The organism is Bradyrhizobium sp. BRP22, from assembly GCF_020194175.1.
Lineage (GTDB): Bacteria > Pseudomonadota > Alphaproteobacteria > Rhizobiales > Xanthobacteraceae > Bradyrhizobium.
Genome location: NZ_JADYVX010000012.1, coordinates 68,678 through 83,629, shown reverse-complemented (window position 1 = coordinate 83,629; position 14,952 = coordinate 68,678). Strand labels below are relative to the sequence as shown.

Below are 14,952 nucleotides of genomic sequence, written 5' to 3'. Positions count from 1 at the left end.
TGCTGTCCGATCGTGGGGAAAGAGCCCCCACCCGGCGCTTACGCCCCGACCTCCCCCGCAAGCGGGAGAGGTGAACGTGCGGACAAGCCGGTGTTACCAAATCTCATCGTGCGAGAATTGGCTCGAGTGCGGCGGTGCTCAGTCCGCGCCTTCTCCGGCTTTCCTCACCTGTGTTTCGTTCCAGGCCAGCACGCGTCCATCCGACGCCTGCAGTTCGAGGCGGGCGACCGGGTCGCCGTTCGTCCGATCGACCAGCACCGAATGCCGCTCGCCGGCGCGGTAGAGATGGTCCTCGCCCCATTGACGTAGCGCGACGATCGCGAGGAAGAGTCCGCGCCCGCTCTCGGTCAGGACGTATTCCTTGTACGCGCTCCCGTCGGAGGCCGGCGCGGTCTCCAGCACACCCCTCTCGGTGAGATCGCGCAGGCGCGTCGCCAGCATCCCCTTTGCGATTCCGAGCCCCGTCTGGAACTCGCTGAAGCGCCGCACGCCTTCGAAGGCATCCCGGATGATCAGCAGCGACCACCAGTCGCCGATCACATCCAGCGCCCGCGCCACCGGGCACTCCGCCCCCGACAGGCTCACACGCTTTACCATAGCTGCCATCTCCCTCGCGCCAAAGGCATCGAATCTGGTTCTAAAATAGAACTAGATTTGCTGAGTGCAACTAGTCTTAACATAGGACTAGATCAATAGCGCTCGCGAAGAGGAGTTGATGCGATGGGACGCATTGAGACGGACGAAGCGGCAAACCGGCGGCATGGCGGGCTGTCGAAGACCACGACGCTGATCTTTGCCGTCGCCGCAGGTCTGAGTGTCGCCAATATCTACTATGCCCAGCCGCTGCTCGATGCGATGGCCGATGATTTCGGGATTGCACCGGCGGTGATCGGCCTCGTCGTGACGCTCACGCAGATCGGCTACGCGTGCGGGCTGATCTTCATCGTGCCGCTTGGCGATCTCTTCGACCGTCGTCGTCTTGTCGTGATCCAGGGCATCATGTCGGCGGCGGCTCTTGTGGCTGTCGCGACAGCCGGGACCGAAGGCGTGCTGTTCGCCGGCATGGCGGTGGTCGGCCTGGTGGCGGTCGTGGTCCAGGTGCTTGTGGCGTTTGCCGCTACGCTGGCCTTGCCTTCCGAGCGCGGCAAGGCAGTCGGAACGGTGATCAGCGGCGTTGTGATCGGCATCCTGGCCGCGCGCTTCGTCGCCGGAATCCTCGCCGATCTCGGCGGTTGGCGCGTGGTCTATCTGACCTCCGCGGCGCTGACATTCGCCATGGCCGGCATTCTCTTCCGCATCCTGCCGAAACATCTTCCGCCGGAAAGCTCCGACAGCTATTTCGTCACGCTGCGTTCCATCCCGAGGCTCTTCCTGCGCGAGCGGATCCTTCTCGTGCGCGGCATCCTCGCGCTGTTCATATTTGCAGCATTCAGCACTTTCTGGACGGCGCTGGTGCTTCCGCTGAGTGCTGCCCCGTTCTCGTTCTCGCATGGCCAGATCGGCCTTTTCGGCCTCGTCGGTGTGGCTGGCGCCGCTGCAGCAGGCAGCGCGGGCAGGCTGGTCGATCGTGGTCTCGGCCAATGGACAACGGGCCTGTCGCTCATGCTCCTGCTTGCATCGTGGGGACTGATCGCGCTGCTGCCGGTCTCGATCCCGGCGCTCGTCGTCGGCGTGGTGCTGCTCGACCTCGCGGTCAGGCGGTCCACGTGACCAATCAAAGCATCATCTTCGCGCTTTACCCGGAGGCACGCAGCCGCCTCGTCGGCGGCTACATGGTGTTCTATTCGATCGGCAGCGCGATCGGCGCCATCGCAGCGACGACCGCCAATGCATACGCGGGGTGGACCAGCGTCTCGATGGTGGGAGCGGCTTTCAGCGCTGCTGCGTTGCTGGTCTGGGCCTCAACGCGTCGCGCGGCTTCGTCGCTGCAGGCGCGGATGTCCCCGGTCGCTTCAGGATAGACGAGAGTATTTGGAACGCGAGCAACTCTGTGCGCGAAGACTTTGTTCACTCTGTTCGTTGACCTCGTATTTACCACTTTCATCCGCGAGGCATTTACCAATGCATTCGATGCGTCGCGCAAAATTCCTGCGATCTCTTGTGTGTAGCGCGCAAGCCACGTCGATTAACTCCGCGGCAACCTAAATTCGATACCAACAAATTTGGTCGAATTGCACGGATGGACTGCGTTCGATCGGTGTAAGCGTTGCGTGAGCGTATCGATGTTAGTGTTGCGTAACCATCCGAAGGGCGCACGGTTCGCGCTCTTCGGACTCGGTCTTAGCATCTTCGCATTGATGCCGACCGAGATCGGATATCAGGACATCGCGTCACTGCTTGCCCGTCAGCCCGGCGTCGCCGAGCGCTGGCAGAAGCGCATGTTCTCCGCCATGGGCACGATCCACGTCGCCGCCTACAGTTTCGGCCGACCGATCGGAACGTCCTCGCCGCAAACTGCGACCTATCGGCTGGCGCGGCTGGACAGCCAGGGCGGCGACCTTGCCGGTTCCATCACCCGCAATCCGATCGTCGCGCCGCCGCCGCGCTATGTCGCCTCCGACTTTCCCAAGGTCGATCGCACGCTGAAGGGCGATCGTCTCATCGTCACGCCGACGATGCCGGCTGAAGCCATGCCCAGCGAGTCCAGGCCGGCAAGCGAGGATCCCTCGACCTCGAATTCTTCCGTCAAGGGCATGAAGACTGCTGCGCCCGCCGCGCAAGGGCCGCTCGATCCGGAATTGCAGGCCGCGCTCAATGCGCCGCCATTGCCACAATATGCGCCGGCGCAGCCGCCATCCGATGTTGCGCTGTCGCCCGCGGCCAGTCCGCGCGGCGACGTCAGGAACGCGCAGCCCAAGGTGCCGACCGCCGCGCCCGAGACCGCGGCGCCGCCGCGCGACGCATTCTCGTTCAAGACCTCGAACCTGTTCTTCGGCTCGTCGCTTGGAACACCCGAGACCATGGAGCGCTGGCAGCCCGGCGAGGAGCCGACGATCGTCGTGCCCGATGCCTCGCCTGATCCGGACATGAAGGTGATGACCTCGCTGCCGGTCGATGCCGATGGCCCGGTGCGCGCCGGCGACATGGGCGAGAGCATCGCGCCGAAGGGCGAGGTCAATGCCGACAACCAGCACGCCAAGACGCCGGCCGAGCGGCTCGGCCTGTTCGACGAGAAGTCGCGCGCCAAGTCGGAAAAGTGTCTTGCCGAAGCCGTCTATTTCGAAGCAAGGGGCGAGGCGGTGCGCGGCCAGATCGCGGTGGCGCAGGTGGTGCTGAACCGCGCCTTCTCCGGCAAATATCCGACTACGGTGTGCGGCGTGGTTTACCAGAACAAGTACCGCCACTTCGCCTGCCAGTTCACCTTCGCCTGCGACAACGTCCGCGACGTCATCCGCGAGCCCGATATGTGGGACCGCGCGCGGAAGATCGCCAAGGCGATGCTCGATGGCCGGCTCTGGCTGCCCGAGGTCGACAGATCGACGCACTATCACGCCTATTGGGTGCGGCCGTCCTGGGTCAGCGAAATGAAGAAGATGTACAAGTTCGGCGTCCACACCTTCTATCGCCCACGCGCCTGGGGCAATGGCAGCGACGCGCCGAGCTGGGGCAGCCCGGCCGAGACCGCGGAGATTTCCGCAGAGCTCGCCGAGGCCGCGCAAAGCTCCGCCGAACAGGCGACTGCGAAGCGATAGACTTCACACCGGCGATAAGTCTGCCGTCGTCCCGACTTTCGCCGGGACGACGGCATAGCGTTCCCATCATTCTGCAGAGCTGCCCTGCGCTGAAATTTTTCTCTCCGGGCCCCCTTGGGGTTTTCATGCAAATGCATTAACTCCCTGTAACCTTTCGTCCGGCGGGTCGGACCGCCAATGATGCAGCGTGCAGGGGGAAATTGATGGCTGTGACCACCGGCGACCTTCGGTCTTCCTCCCGCCTCGATAGCTGGCGCACGCCGTTGATCATCATCATCTGCGGCTGCGCGATCGCGCTGCTCAGCTTCGGGCCGCGCTCGGCGCTCGGCTTCTTCGTGCAGCCGATGAGCCGCGAATTCGCCTGGGGCCGCGACGTCTTTGGCCTCGCGCTGGCGCTGCAGAACCTGCTGTGGGGATTGGGCCAGCCGATCGCCGGCGCGATCGCCGACCGCTTCGGCATCATGCGTGTGATGATCGTGGGCGCGCTGCTCTATGCCGGCGGCCTCTACATGATGCGCTATTCGGCAACGCCCCTGTCGCTCGACATCGGTGCCGGCGTCCTGATCGGTTTCGGCCTGTCCGGCTCTTCCTTCAACCTGGTGCTGTCGGCGTTCAGCAAATTGCTGCCGCCGGAGAAGCGTGGCCTTGCGCTCGGCGCCGGCACTGCCGCTGGCTCGTTCGGCCAGTTCCTGTTCGCGCCGTTCGGCGTGGCGCTGATCGATAATTTCGGCTGGCAGGCCGCACTGACCGTGTTCGCCGTGCTGATGCTTCTGATCCTGCCGCTGTCGCTTGCGATCGCAACGCCGCCGGCGCAGACGACGGATGCGCCGGCCGCCGACCAGCAGTCGTTCAAGACGGCGCTGGCGGAAGCATTCGGCCATCGTTCCTATGTACTGCTCGTGCTCGGCTTCTTCACCTGCGGCTTCCAGCTTGCTTTCATCACTGTGCATCTGCCGGCCTATCTCGTCGATCGCGGCATTCCGACTTCGACCGGCGGCTGGGTGATCGCGGCGATCGGCCTGTTCAACATCATCGGCTCGCTCGGCGTCGGCTGGCTCCAGAACTTCTTCCCCAAGCGCTACATCCTGTCGGTGATCTATTTCACCCGGGCGCTGGCGACGGTGGCCTTCATCTCGTTCCCGATCACGACTTTCTCCGCAGTCGCCTTCGGCGCGGTCTCCGGCCTCACCTGGCTGTCGACGGTGCCGCCGACCTCGGCGCTGGTGGCGCTGATGTTCGGCACGCGTTGGTTCGCCACGCTCTACGGTTTTGCCTTCGTCAGCCATCAGGTCGGCGGGTTCCTCGGCGTCTGGCTTGGCGGCATCGTGTTCGAGCATTACGGTTCCTACACGCCGATCTGGTGGCTCTCGATCCTGTTCGGCGTGCTGTCGGCGCTGATCAACCTGCCGATCGTGGAAGCGCCGGTGTCGCGCCCGGTTGCGCAGCCTGCCTGATGCGATAAACAGATTCCGCACAAATTCGTCGTCATGCCCGGGCTTGTCCCGGGCATCCACGTCTTTACAGTCGAGCGAAGCCCAAGCGCGTGGATGGCCGGGTCAAGCCCGGCCATGACGGGCGAGAGATCAACGCAAGTACGGGAGGGTCCATCGTGGCAACGTTCAAGGCGATAAGGATCGACAAGGCGGACAAGGGGACGACCGCCACGCTCACGCAATTCGACGACGCGGAATTGATGGATGGCGACGTCACCGTCCGCGTCGAATGGTCGACGCTGAACTACAAGGACGGTCTGGCGCTGACCGGCAAGGCGCCGGTGGTGCGGCGCTTCCCGATGATCGCCGGCGTCGATTTCGCCGGCACCGTCGAGCAATCCACTCATCCCGACTGGAAGGCCGGCGACAAGGTTGTCTGCAACGGCTGGGGCATGGGCGAGACCCATCTCGGCGCCTATGCCGAGAAGGCGCGCGTCAAGGGTGACTGGCTGGTACGCCTGCCCGACGCGATCTCGGCGCGCGATGCGATGGCGATCGGCACCGCCGGCTATACCGCGATGCTCTCGGTGTTGGCGCTGGAGGACCACGGGATTGTGCCCAGGAGCGGCCCGATCGTGGTGACCGGGGCTGCCGGCGGGGTCGGCTCGGTTGCGACAGCCGTGCTGTCGAAGCTCGGCTATCACGTGATCGCCTCCACCGGCCGCCAATCGGAGGCGGACTACCTCAAGCGTCTCGGCGCTGCGGAGGTGATCGACCGCGATGAGCTCACCGGCCCCGTCAAGCCGCTGGGCAAGGAACGCTGGGCCGGCGGCGTCGACAGCGTCGGCTCGACCACGCTCGCCAACATCCTCTCCATGACGAAGTACGGCGGCGCCATCGCCGGGTGCGGGCTTGCGGCCGGCATGGACCTGCCGTCCTCGGTTGCTCCGTTCATTTTGCGCGGAGTGTGCCTTATTGGCATCGATTCGGTGATGTGCCCGATTGAGCGTCGCAAGCGCGCCTGGAGCCGCCTCGCCAGCGATTTGGACAAGGCCAAACTCGCTGATATCACTCACGAAATCAGCCTGAACGAAGTGATCTCCTATGGCCCGAAAATCCTCGCGGGCGAGGTCCGCGGCCGTATCGTGGTAAAAATAGTCTGACGGCGTTCAGAATTTACCAACCAAGCTGCTCCAATGTTGCCTTGGTTGATATGGTAAGCAGCGGGTAAAGGCGGGGTGCCCGCGCTGGGTAAGTGGAGTGGCTCATGCTTGCGCGTCTGCTATTGGGGACGGTCATGGCCGCGGCGACGGTCGTGCCCGCGCTGGCCGGGATGATGAACGCCGAAGAGGCCAGGCGATTCGTCGCCGGCAAAGTATTCGCCTTCACCTGTTTTGACGGCACCCGCGGCGCGGGCCGTATCCTCGATGACATGGGCGCCGCCGGCTCGATCCAGTTCTCCGGCTCCGGTCCGATTCGCCATGTCAGGCTGCCGGGCAACACCCTGCAGGTTCGCGGCCAGGCCGTCTGTGCCTCGCTGAAGGGGCTTCCGTTCGAGCCCTGCTTCAACCTCGACAAGCGCGACGACCGCTCGTTCCGTGGCTCGGTGTCGGGCATGGGCTTTGCCTATTGCGACTTCCGTCATCAGGGCGTCAAGCAGATGCTGCTGGCGCGCTCGGTGGCGCGGCCGCGCTCGCTGCGTGCCTCGGAAGCGACCCGCTCGGCCGACGCCGCCCGCACCGAAGTGTCCGCGCGCGTCGAGACGCCGCCGGTCGAGCGCACCAAGCTCGACGCGGTGAAGCCCGAAACCAGGGCCGAACCGACGCAGCCGGAAGGCGCGGCGGAATTGCGCCGTTCGACCGAGTAATCGAGATCGTCGGTCCCGCCGACTTCATCTGATCGCGGCGGCAGCGAAGACCCGTAGTGCTACGGGTTCGCGAATTCATGGCTTGGTAGCGACTGCCCTCCTATCTAATCTGGAGACGGCCGGGGGTGGGCCAACAACTGAGTTCCTCATGCCGCAATATTTCTTCAGGATCAGCCACGGTCGCTTTGCGGGCGCGTCCGATCAGGGATCCGAATTCGAAAGCCGTGAGGCCGCCTGGGCCGAGATGACTAAGGTCAGCGGCAATCTTCTCGGCAGCATCGCGCGCAGCCTCAAGCAGGACGCCGAGTGGCAGATGGAATTGATCGACGAGAGCAAGAAGCCCGTGTTCAGAATCCGCCTGATTGCGGAATCGGTGGATTAAAGCTGCCGCGGGAGTCGTTGCGCCATAGCCAGACCGAGAGCAGGCCGGTGCGGCCGCGGATGCGCGTCTCGCTGGGGCCGCTGAGCGTGCCGCTCTCGAACAGTGCGGATGCGGGGCCGGCGCGCTGCAGCAGGTCGTCGCTCAGCGCGAGTGCCGCGCCATACTTGGCCGCAACTTCCATCAGACGGCTTGCCACGTTCACCGTATCGCCGGTCGCAGTGATGTGCTGATAGCGGCCGCCAAGCCGCGAGGCGACGATCGGGCCGTAATGCGCTCCCACCTTGAAGCCAATCCGTGGCGCGACGGTAGCCGGCAACGAATCGATCCATTGCGCGGCGCGGTTGCAGAGCGTGACCGAGCAATGCGCGGCCCTGCGGGCATCGTCGCCGGCCGCTTCCGGTAGGCCGAACAGGATCATGGCGCCGTCGCCGAGGAAACTCGTGATGATCCCGTTGTGCGACTCGACCTCGTCGTCGACGAGCGTGTGAAAATCCTTCAACAGCGCCAGGCCCGCGTCGATATCGAGCGTCTCGCTCAATGCCGTGAAGCCCGAGAGGTCGATGAAGATCACCGCGGCATTCTGGTGCCGCGGCTCGAGCAGGAACGCCGGATTGCCGGTCAGCCATTTGTTGAGCGCCGGCGCCTGGAATTGCTGCAGCAATTGGTTTTTCACTGCAAGGTACTGCGCCTGCCTGCGGTTCAGCCAAAGCTGGATCGAGCCAAACAGGATTGCGGGCGGCGCTGCGGCCGCGATCGGCAATGCGGCGCTGAGCCAGATGCCGCGCGAAAACGCGATGTAATTGGCGACGGCCCAGATCGCCACCAGCGCCGCGATCGAGAGCAGGCCGGCCGCGCTGCGCCGCCATGCCAAAAGGCCAACGATCGCGAGTGTCAGCGCCACCGTCGTCATCGCGTCCATCAGGCGTGTCGAACGATCGCGCAGGATGCCGCCGCCGGTCATCAGATGATCGATCGCGGTCGCGATGATCTCGACGCCGGGCATCACCGGATCGAACGGCGTCGGAAACACGTCGCCGCCACCCGTCACGGTCACACCGATGACGACGATGCGGTCGCGGATCGCCGCTTGTGCGACGTCACCGTCCAACACCGACGCGGCACTCACGGTCGGCACCGTGCCGCGCGCGCCGTAATAGGCGAGGGGAAGCACATGATCGATGTCGGTCGGGATGTTGCGGCCGGCAAGGCGCACGCCGTCCGCCTCGATCACCGGATCGCTGCCGGCGGCAAGCGCGGCGACGCGCAGCGGAAACGACAACTCGACCTTGTCGCTGGTGCGGACCAGCAAGGGGATGCCGCGCGGCGTGCCCGACTTGTCCGTGGTCAGGTTGACAACGCCAACCGCCGCATGTTCCGCGAACAGGGGAAGGGGTCGCAGGAATTTCTCGGCCCGCGGCAACCGCGCAAGCGGGCTCTTGTCGTCCGCCTCGAGGATCTGGATCGCATCGGGAAACACGGCGGCCGCTGCAATGGCGGAGGGGCGCTTTCCGAGCGCTTGGGCCAGCGCCGTATCGCCGCCGTCCTTGCCATGGTCGAGCAGCAGCAGGTCGACCGCGATCGCGCGCGGTTCATGGCGGGCGATCGTCTCGATGATCGCGGCGAGGTCGGCGCGCGGCAGCGGATAGCCGCCCCGCTTGGCGACCGTGTCATCATCGATGGCAACGATCGTGACGAAGTCCGGCGCTGCGCGCTCGCCGCGCGCCAGCAGGCGCAAGTCGGTCAGCGCGCCTTCGGCGCGATCGAGGAATTGAACGTCGCCGTTCCAGTAGCCGACGCCCAGCGCGGCCGCCCAGACCAAGGAGAGCAGAAGCGCGATTGACGTTTGAGGGATCCGGCCGCTCACCAGCGATCATTGTCCGAGGCGCGCGAGCAGCGCATCGACGCGTGGCTGCCCCCAGCGCTTGACCACCAGCGGCTCGTTTCCCGGATCAACGTCGACGCCTTCGCCCGGACCAAGCACCACCTGGTTTCCGCCGCGCGGCCGTCGCACCGCGACCCGGCCCTGCAGCACCAGCACCGATGTCCTCGCCTCCTGCACATCGACCGCCCATTTGGTCCCGCGCACGGCGGCAATCGCTTGCGGGGTATTGACGCGAAAGCGATTCTTGCCCGGCTGCCTCGGCGCATCCAGCAGCAACGCCTTGCTCTGGAGGTCGACCGACGTGGCGCTGCCATCGTGGCCCTGCAGCGTGAACTTCGCGCCTTCCTCGGCGACGACGGTCAGGCCGTCGCGGCAGAGCAGGATCTGCGTGCCTCGGGCGCCGGGCTGCGACGGACATGTCGCGGCCATCGTCTGCGCTGCCGCAGGCTGGATCGCAAGTGTTGCGCAGATGATCGCCAGGCTCGCCAGCCGCGCGAGCGCTCCCGCAATGTCTCGGTGCAAAACGCTCCCCTCGCTAAAATGGTCGGTCGCTGCAATATCGCTCTTTGAAGCTCACACTATGTCGAGAAAATGTCTGCCCCGGTCCAGTGCCAATGGCGTGAGGCGACGCGACACTTCGTCATGCACAGGATCATGTCACGGAGACGTGATGTCGGAGCCACGCCCCCGGGGGCGGGCTCGCGGGTCACGTGGCCCGATCGGCACCTGCCGATTTATCCCCGCCGCCGCCGCTCAGCCCGGGATGAAGATCGCCTTGCCGCGGTTCTTCTGCGCCACCGCCACCGCTTCGGGGATTTGCGAGAAACGGTAGGTGCCCGCTACCGGCGCGGTGATGGCGCCGGAAGCCACCAGCGGCGCAAGGCGTTCATACATCGCGGCGACCTGCTCGGCGGTCGCGCTGTTGAACCAGTTGGCGAGCCAGAAGCCGCGCATCGCGATGTCGCGGAAGATGAAAGGCTGCGCCGGGCCGACGAACGGTTTACCGCTGATCGCGCTGTAGAATACCAGCACGCCCTTGGGCGCCAGGCACGTCAGCAGGTTCATCGTCGCGGTGTCGGCGACGCCATCGATGGCGAGCGCGATCGGCGCGCCTCCGGTCTCGGTGGCGACGCGCTTGTTGAGATCCGGTCCGTCGACCAGCACGATGTCGCCACCGCTCGCCTGGAGGTCGGCCACGACGTCGTCGCGGCGGACGACATTGACGGTCTTCAGCCCAAGCGACTTCGCGATTCCGATCAGTGCACGGCCGACGCCGGAATTGGCCGCGTTCTGGATCACCCAGGCGCCAGGAGGCAGCGTGACGAAATCGGTCAGCAGCAGGTATGCCGTTGCGGGATTGATGCCGAGCATCGCCAGTTGCAGCGGGTCGCCGTCGGGCAGCGCCCGCAACCGGCCGGCATCGGCCTTGATGCGCTCGACCCAGGCCGGCGAGGGATAGGGGATGAGCGTACGGTCGCCTTGCTTCAGATGCGTGACGCCATCACCGACTGCCAGGACCCGGCCGACACCTTCCGTTCCCACGATGCTCGGCAGCTTCGGCCGATAGCCGTAGCGGCCCGAGATCATCAGGAGGTCGCTCATGTTGATCGGCGAGGCCTCCAGCGCGATCACGACTTCGCCAGCGGCGGGCGCGCCGACATCGGGAACGTCAACGAGTTTCATGACTTCGGCCGGGTTGCCGAACGCCTCGATCTGGATCGCCTTCATGGCAGCGCCTCCTAGTTATATACTACATAGTATATAATTGTGGAGACGCTGTCAAGAAAGCAGCTTCATCGTCTGGTCGAGCGTGGCGCGGACGCGCGCCGCATCGGGGGCGTCCTTTGCCAGCACCATCAGCCCCTGATAGATCGCGATGATCGTATGCGCGACCGCGTCGGGATCGAAATCGTCAGCGAACTGGGTACGGTCGGCGCGTAGGCGATCGCGCAGCAGTTGCTCGAGCTTGCCGTTGAAGGCCTGAATCCGTTTCCGCACCTCCGTCTCGGCCACGCCATCGACGGCGGTGTTGACCGAGAGGCAGCCCCGGCTGCCCTTGACGCCGGAACAACGGGGCACGAAGCCGGTCAGCCAACGCTGGATCGCCTCGCGCGCGGAGGGCCCGTCATTGACGACCTGCTCGGCCTTCGCAACGATATAGGCGTGGTAGCGGTCGAGCACCTTCAGGAACAGCGCGTTCTTGTCGCCGAAGGCGGCATAGAGGCTCGGCTTCGTCAGGCCTGTCGCCGTGGTGATGTCGTCGAGCGAGGTGCCTTGAAAACCCTTCCGCCAGAACACGTCGCGCGCGAGGTCCAGCACTTCGTCGGGATCGAAACTGCGCGGTCTTGCCATGCCGTCTATCTACGCGTTGGCAGAGGCTTCGCCAAGCTCACCCCGTGCTGGCGACCGGCGGCGGCGCCGCCTGCCGCCGGAACAGGATGCGCTGATAGAACCAGCCGATCGCAACCAGCACGACGCCGAGGCACATGAACGACAGCGCGCGGTAGACGCCTGTGAGCTGCGACATGTCGACCACGAACGCCTTCACGATGGTCAGGGCGATGACAGCGGCAGAAGCCATCCGCGCGCGCTGCGAGCCAACGACGATGCCGATCCCGAGCAGCACGACGCCGAACGTCAGCCAGGCGATCGAATAGGTGTATTGCTCGGCGCCCGTGGTCGGGCCGTGCGACAGCACGGGGCCATGGTAGAGCCGGCGGATTTCAAAGCTGACATAGGTGAGTGCGAGGATCAGCGCACCGGCCGCGAGCGTATTGCCATAGGCGGCCGGACGCCGTTCCGCCACCGCATAAGACAACAGCAGTGCCAGCACCGCGGGCAGGGCATAGCCGAGCAGGAGCAGGTTGATGAAGCTGCCGCCGACATTGATCGGCCACAGGATCGGCGTCTCCAGCAGCATCAGGCCGAAGATAGCGGCGAGACCGGCGAACACTGTCAGCAGCACCGCGCCGATGTTGTGCACGATGCTGGCGGTGCGGATTCGCAAGCGCTCCAGTCCGATCGCCATCGCCAGCGCCGTGCAGACCTGCAGCGCGATCTCGGTGAGGCCGGCGCTGTTGCGGTAGACGTCGCCCTGGTTGACGGCGTGGCGGATCTCCATGAAGGCGAGCAGGACCGTGAACAGGATCGCGGCCGACTCCACCGCGCGGAGCGGCGCGTCGTCGCCGTTGCGGCGCAGGAAAATGCCGGCAGTCCAGAACGAAGCGGCGGGAATGCCGTAGCCCCACAACAGCCAGTTGAAGATCGGTGTGCTGCCGACGGCATCGCCGACGATCCGCGGCTCGTAGCCGATGCGCAGCACCACGATTCCGGCGAGGATCGCGCTCAACGTGCGCAGGAAGGCAATTGGCCGCTGCAGCGATATCCAGGCGGTGCCGAGTGACATCAGCGCCAGCGCGATCGTGAGCCAGCCTTTTTCCAGCGCGAAGGTGAGCGCGAGCGCCAGCGCGGCGAGCGTGCCGGTCGCAAACAGCGCGATCGAAGCTGATAGTCCCGGCCGGTCCTCGCGCCTGGACAGGAATTCGGTCGCGGCTGCGAAGGCCGCGGCGAGCAGCACCGCAAGAATCGCGAACGGAATGGAACGGTCGAGCTGCGCGATGCGGGCATAGAGCGCGATCAGCAGCGCCAGCGGCGTGAAGGTGGCCACCGCCGCCCACTGCACGGTGATCGCAGTTGCAGTGAAACGGCGCTGCGCGAGGAAGCCGCTCACGCCGAACATCGCTGCGAAGATCGCCGCCGTGGTCATGTGCAGCGAGACCGAGCCGTCGGTGGCGCTCGGCCCGATGCCGGGCAGGGGGCCGCCGGGCAGCACCAGCATGTCCGGATTGCCGCGCACGGCCCATTCGGCGAACACGACGAACACGAACAGCGCGGCGGCGATGATCGCGGCGGTAGCCGCCGGCGCCCGCCAGGCGACGAACAGGCTGCCGGCGACCAGCAGGCCGAAGCTGATCAGCGCCGGGTCGGCGTGAAAACTGTTCAGTGCGATGAGCAGCGCGCCGAACAGGTAGGCGATCAGCGAGCCTGACGAGATCGGCTCGACCTGTTCACCCTCCGCCTCCGGTCCGAACATGAAGCCGCAGACGACCAATAGCGCGGCGAGGATGGATCCCGCGATGACATGGAAGGCGTGCGGCCCGATCATCGACGGCCCGCATTGCAGGCAGGGGAAGGTCCAGAGGAGCGCGAACACGACCGTGGTAACGGCAAGCCATCGCCACAGCCGGATGCGCGCGAGGCCGAAGGATGCGGCGGTGACGATCGCAAGATAGATGTAGAGCGCCCAGAAGTCCGGCTTTTCGGATGATACGAGGATCGGCGTGGCGAAGGCGCCGACGACGCCGAGCCCGGCCAGCGCCGGCCCGTGCAACAGCGCCGCGGCAAGCGTGCCAAGCGCGACCAGTCCGAGCAGCACGAAGGCGGTAGCGGGCGCAAGGAAGTCGTAGAGCGCATAGGCCGCATAGACCGTCGCGAATGCCACCGCCGTTCCGGCGGCGGTGAGGATTGCGGGAATATTGGCTGATGGCAGTGGCGCGATCGTGGAAATGCTTTCATTGCGCCGCGTCCATTCGCCGGCCGCGAGCAGCGCCAGCGCGAACAGACCGCCGAGCATGGTGCGCACGCCGGGACCGAGCAGGCCGGCCTCGATCGAATAGCGCACCATGAAGAAGCCGCCGAGCGCCAGCGTCAGGCCGCCGATCCACACCACCCATCGGGTGCCGATGGTCTCCTCGAAGCCGGGTGGCGGCGGTGGTGGTGGTGCGCCGGTTGGCGTATCCGGCGCCGCTGCTTGCTCGGCTATGGCGGGCGTCGGCTGGAGGGCCTCGGGCGGCAATGGCGGAGGCGTAGCCGCGGCCGGCGGCGAGGTCGCAAGCGTCGGCTCAGGTTCGTGCTCCGGGGCGAGCGGCGGTGGCGACACCGGCCGTGCCGCCGCAGCGTTCGCGCTTTCGAGGGCGTCCAGCCGCGTGCGCAGTGCGGCCATCTCGTTCCTTGCCTTCAGCGCAAACGCAAATGCGACAACCGCAATGACGAAAACAATGAACTCCTGCATCAGGCCTCCAGCCAGGCGCGCGGGCGCGATGAGCAGTCACGTCCGCGGTCGTCGCAATCCATTGAGTGGTGGTTGGCCCGCAAAAAGTTCAATCGTTAAGGCGGCATTTCCGCGCGGGTTACTCCAGGTCGACGCGGAAAGGCTGGTTTTCGATGCTCATGGCGCCCGGTCCGATCGCGTCGAGCGCGCGCAGCATCCGCCCCTCCCGCCCGAGCGCCTTGTCGGCGAGGCTCACCATCAGCCGGTTCGGCGAGGCAATCGGGGATGCGGCGCGGATCCTGCGCGCGATCTCGACCTCGTCGCGATGCGGATTGAGCGCGCAGGCGGCGGCGAACGCGCTCGCGGTCGAGCGGCTGATGCCGGCATAGCAGTGCACCACCATCGGGGCGCTGCGGTCCCAGCCCCGCACGAAGTTCAGCACTTTCTCGATGTGCTCATCGCATGGCGCGATGAAGCCGTCCATGATCTCCGTGATGTCGTCGACCTGCACCCGCAGATGGTTCGCCTCGAGCACGGAAGCCGGCCGCCGCACCTGCGCGACATTGGCCATCACGGTGAGGATATGGCTGGCGCCGGTCAGTCTGACGGTTTCGGGAAGCGCGGCGAGCGAGCAGACGTGAAGCAT

12 protein-coding genes and 1 pseudogene are annotated in these 14,952 nt (G+C 65.7%); 6 read left to right on the top strand and 7 right to left on the bottom strand.

Translation table 11 applies throughout. From position 1 onward, the window contains the following. Nucleotides 1-138: 138 nt before the first annotated feature. Entirely contained in the window at nt 139-597 is a 459-nt protein-coding gene (locus I6F35_RS17610) for a helix-turn-helix domain-containing protein (protein ID WP_225118952.1), read from the bottom strand. Nucleotides 598-720: 123 nt separating this feature from the next. Between I6F35_RS17610 and I6F35_RS17605 the strand changes: the two are divergent. From I6F35_RS17605 to I6F35_RS17580, 6 genes and pseudogenes are all read left to right on the top strand, one after another. Then, nucleotides 721-1,961 (top strand): annotated as a pseudogene (locus I6F35_RS17605) (MFS transporter). Nucleotides 1,962-2,222: 261 nt separating this feature from the next. After that, on the top strand, nt 2,223-3,692 hold the full coding sequence (locus I6F35_RS17600; protein WP_225118951.1) for a cell wall hydrolase: 1,470 nt from the start codon (nt 2,223-2,225) through the stop codon (nt 3,690-3,692). A 203-nt stretch (nt 3,693-3,895) separates the two neighbouring features. Further along, the gene (locus tag I6F35_RS17595) at nt 3,896-5,146 is read left to right on the top strand and encodes an MFS transporter (RefSeq protein ID WP_225118950.1); all 1,251 of its coding nucleotides are present in this window, start codon (nt 3,896-3,898) and stop codon (nt 5,144-5,146) included. Nucleotides 5,147-5,301: 155 nt separating this feature from the next. Then, the gene (locus I6F35_RS17590) at nt 5,302-6,288 is read left to right on the top strand and encodes an MDR family oxidoreductase (protein ID WP_225118949.1); all 987 of its coding nucleotides are present in this window, start codon (nt 5,302-5,304) and stop codon (nt 6,286-6,288) included. Nucleotides 6,289-6,392: 104 nt separating this feature from the next. Next, nucleotides 6,393-6,992: a hypothetical protein gene (locus I6F35_RS17585; RefSeq protein WP_225118948.1), complete on the top strand. Its 600-nt coding sequence runs from the start codon at nt 6,393-6,395 to the stop codon at nt 6,990-6,992. Between the two features lie 148 nt (nt 6,993-7,140). Beyond that, entirely contained in the window at nt 7,141-7,374 is a 234-nt protein-coding gene (locus I6F35_RS17580; RefSeq protein ID WP_225118947.1) for a hypothetical protein, read from the top strand. Here I6F35_RS17580 and I6F35_RS17575 read toward each other — a convergent pair. The 6 genes from I6F35_RS17575 to I6F35_RS17550 form a co-directional block, all read right to left on the bottom strand. Then, nucleotides 7,340-9,238, bottom strand: a complete 1,899-nt coding sequence (locus I6F35_RS17575) for an adenylate/guanylate cyclase domain-containing protein (RefSeq protein WP_225118946.1) — start codon at nt 9,236-9,238, stop codon at nt 7,340-7,342. The two genes, I6F35_RS17580 and I6F35_RS17575, sit on opposite strands and share 35 nt — an antisense overlap. A 6-nt stretch (nt 9,239-9,244) precedes the next feature. Next, nucleotides 9,245-9,685 carry a FecR domain-containing protein gene (locus I6F35_RS17570; protein ID WP_225119046.1) on the bottom strand — a complete coding sequence of 147 codons (441 nt, stop codon included), beginning with the start codon at nt 9,683-9,685 and terminating at the stop codon, nt 9,245-9,247. A gap of 324 nt (nt 9,686-10,009) precedes the next feature. After that, nucleotides 10,010-10,984 carry a zinc-dependent alcohol dehydrogenase family protein gene (locus I6F35_RS17565; protein WP_225118945.1) on the bottom strand — a complete coding sequence of 325 codons (975 nt, stop codon included), beginning with the start codon at nt 10,982-10,984 and terminating at the stop codon, nt 10,010-10,012. Between the two features lie 51 nt (nt 10,985-11,035). Further along, nucleotides 11,036-11,608: a TetR/AcrR family transcriptional regulator gene (locus I6F35_RS17560; protein WP_225118944.1), complete on the bottom strand. Its 573-nt coding sequence runs from the start codon at nt 11,606-11,608 to the stop codon at nt 11,036-11,038. A 37-nt stretch (nt 11,609-11,645) separates the two neighbouring features. Then, nucleotides 11,646-14,327, bottom strand: coding sequence for a DUF2339 domain-containing protein (locus tag I6F35_RS17555; protein WP_225118943.1), 2,682 nt, complete (start codon nt 14,325-14,327; stop codon nt 11,646-11,648). A gap of 118 nt (nt 14,328-14,445) precedes the next feature. Continuing rightward, nucleotides 14,446-14,952: a protein-tyrosine phosphatase family protein gene (locus I6F35_RS17550; RefSeq protein ID WP_225119045.1), complete on the bottom strand. Its 507-nt coding sequence runs from the start codon at nt 14,950-14,952 to the stop codon at nt 14,446-14,448.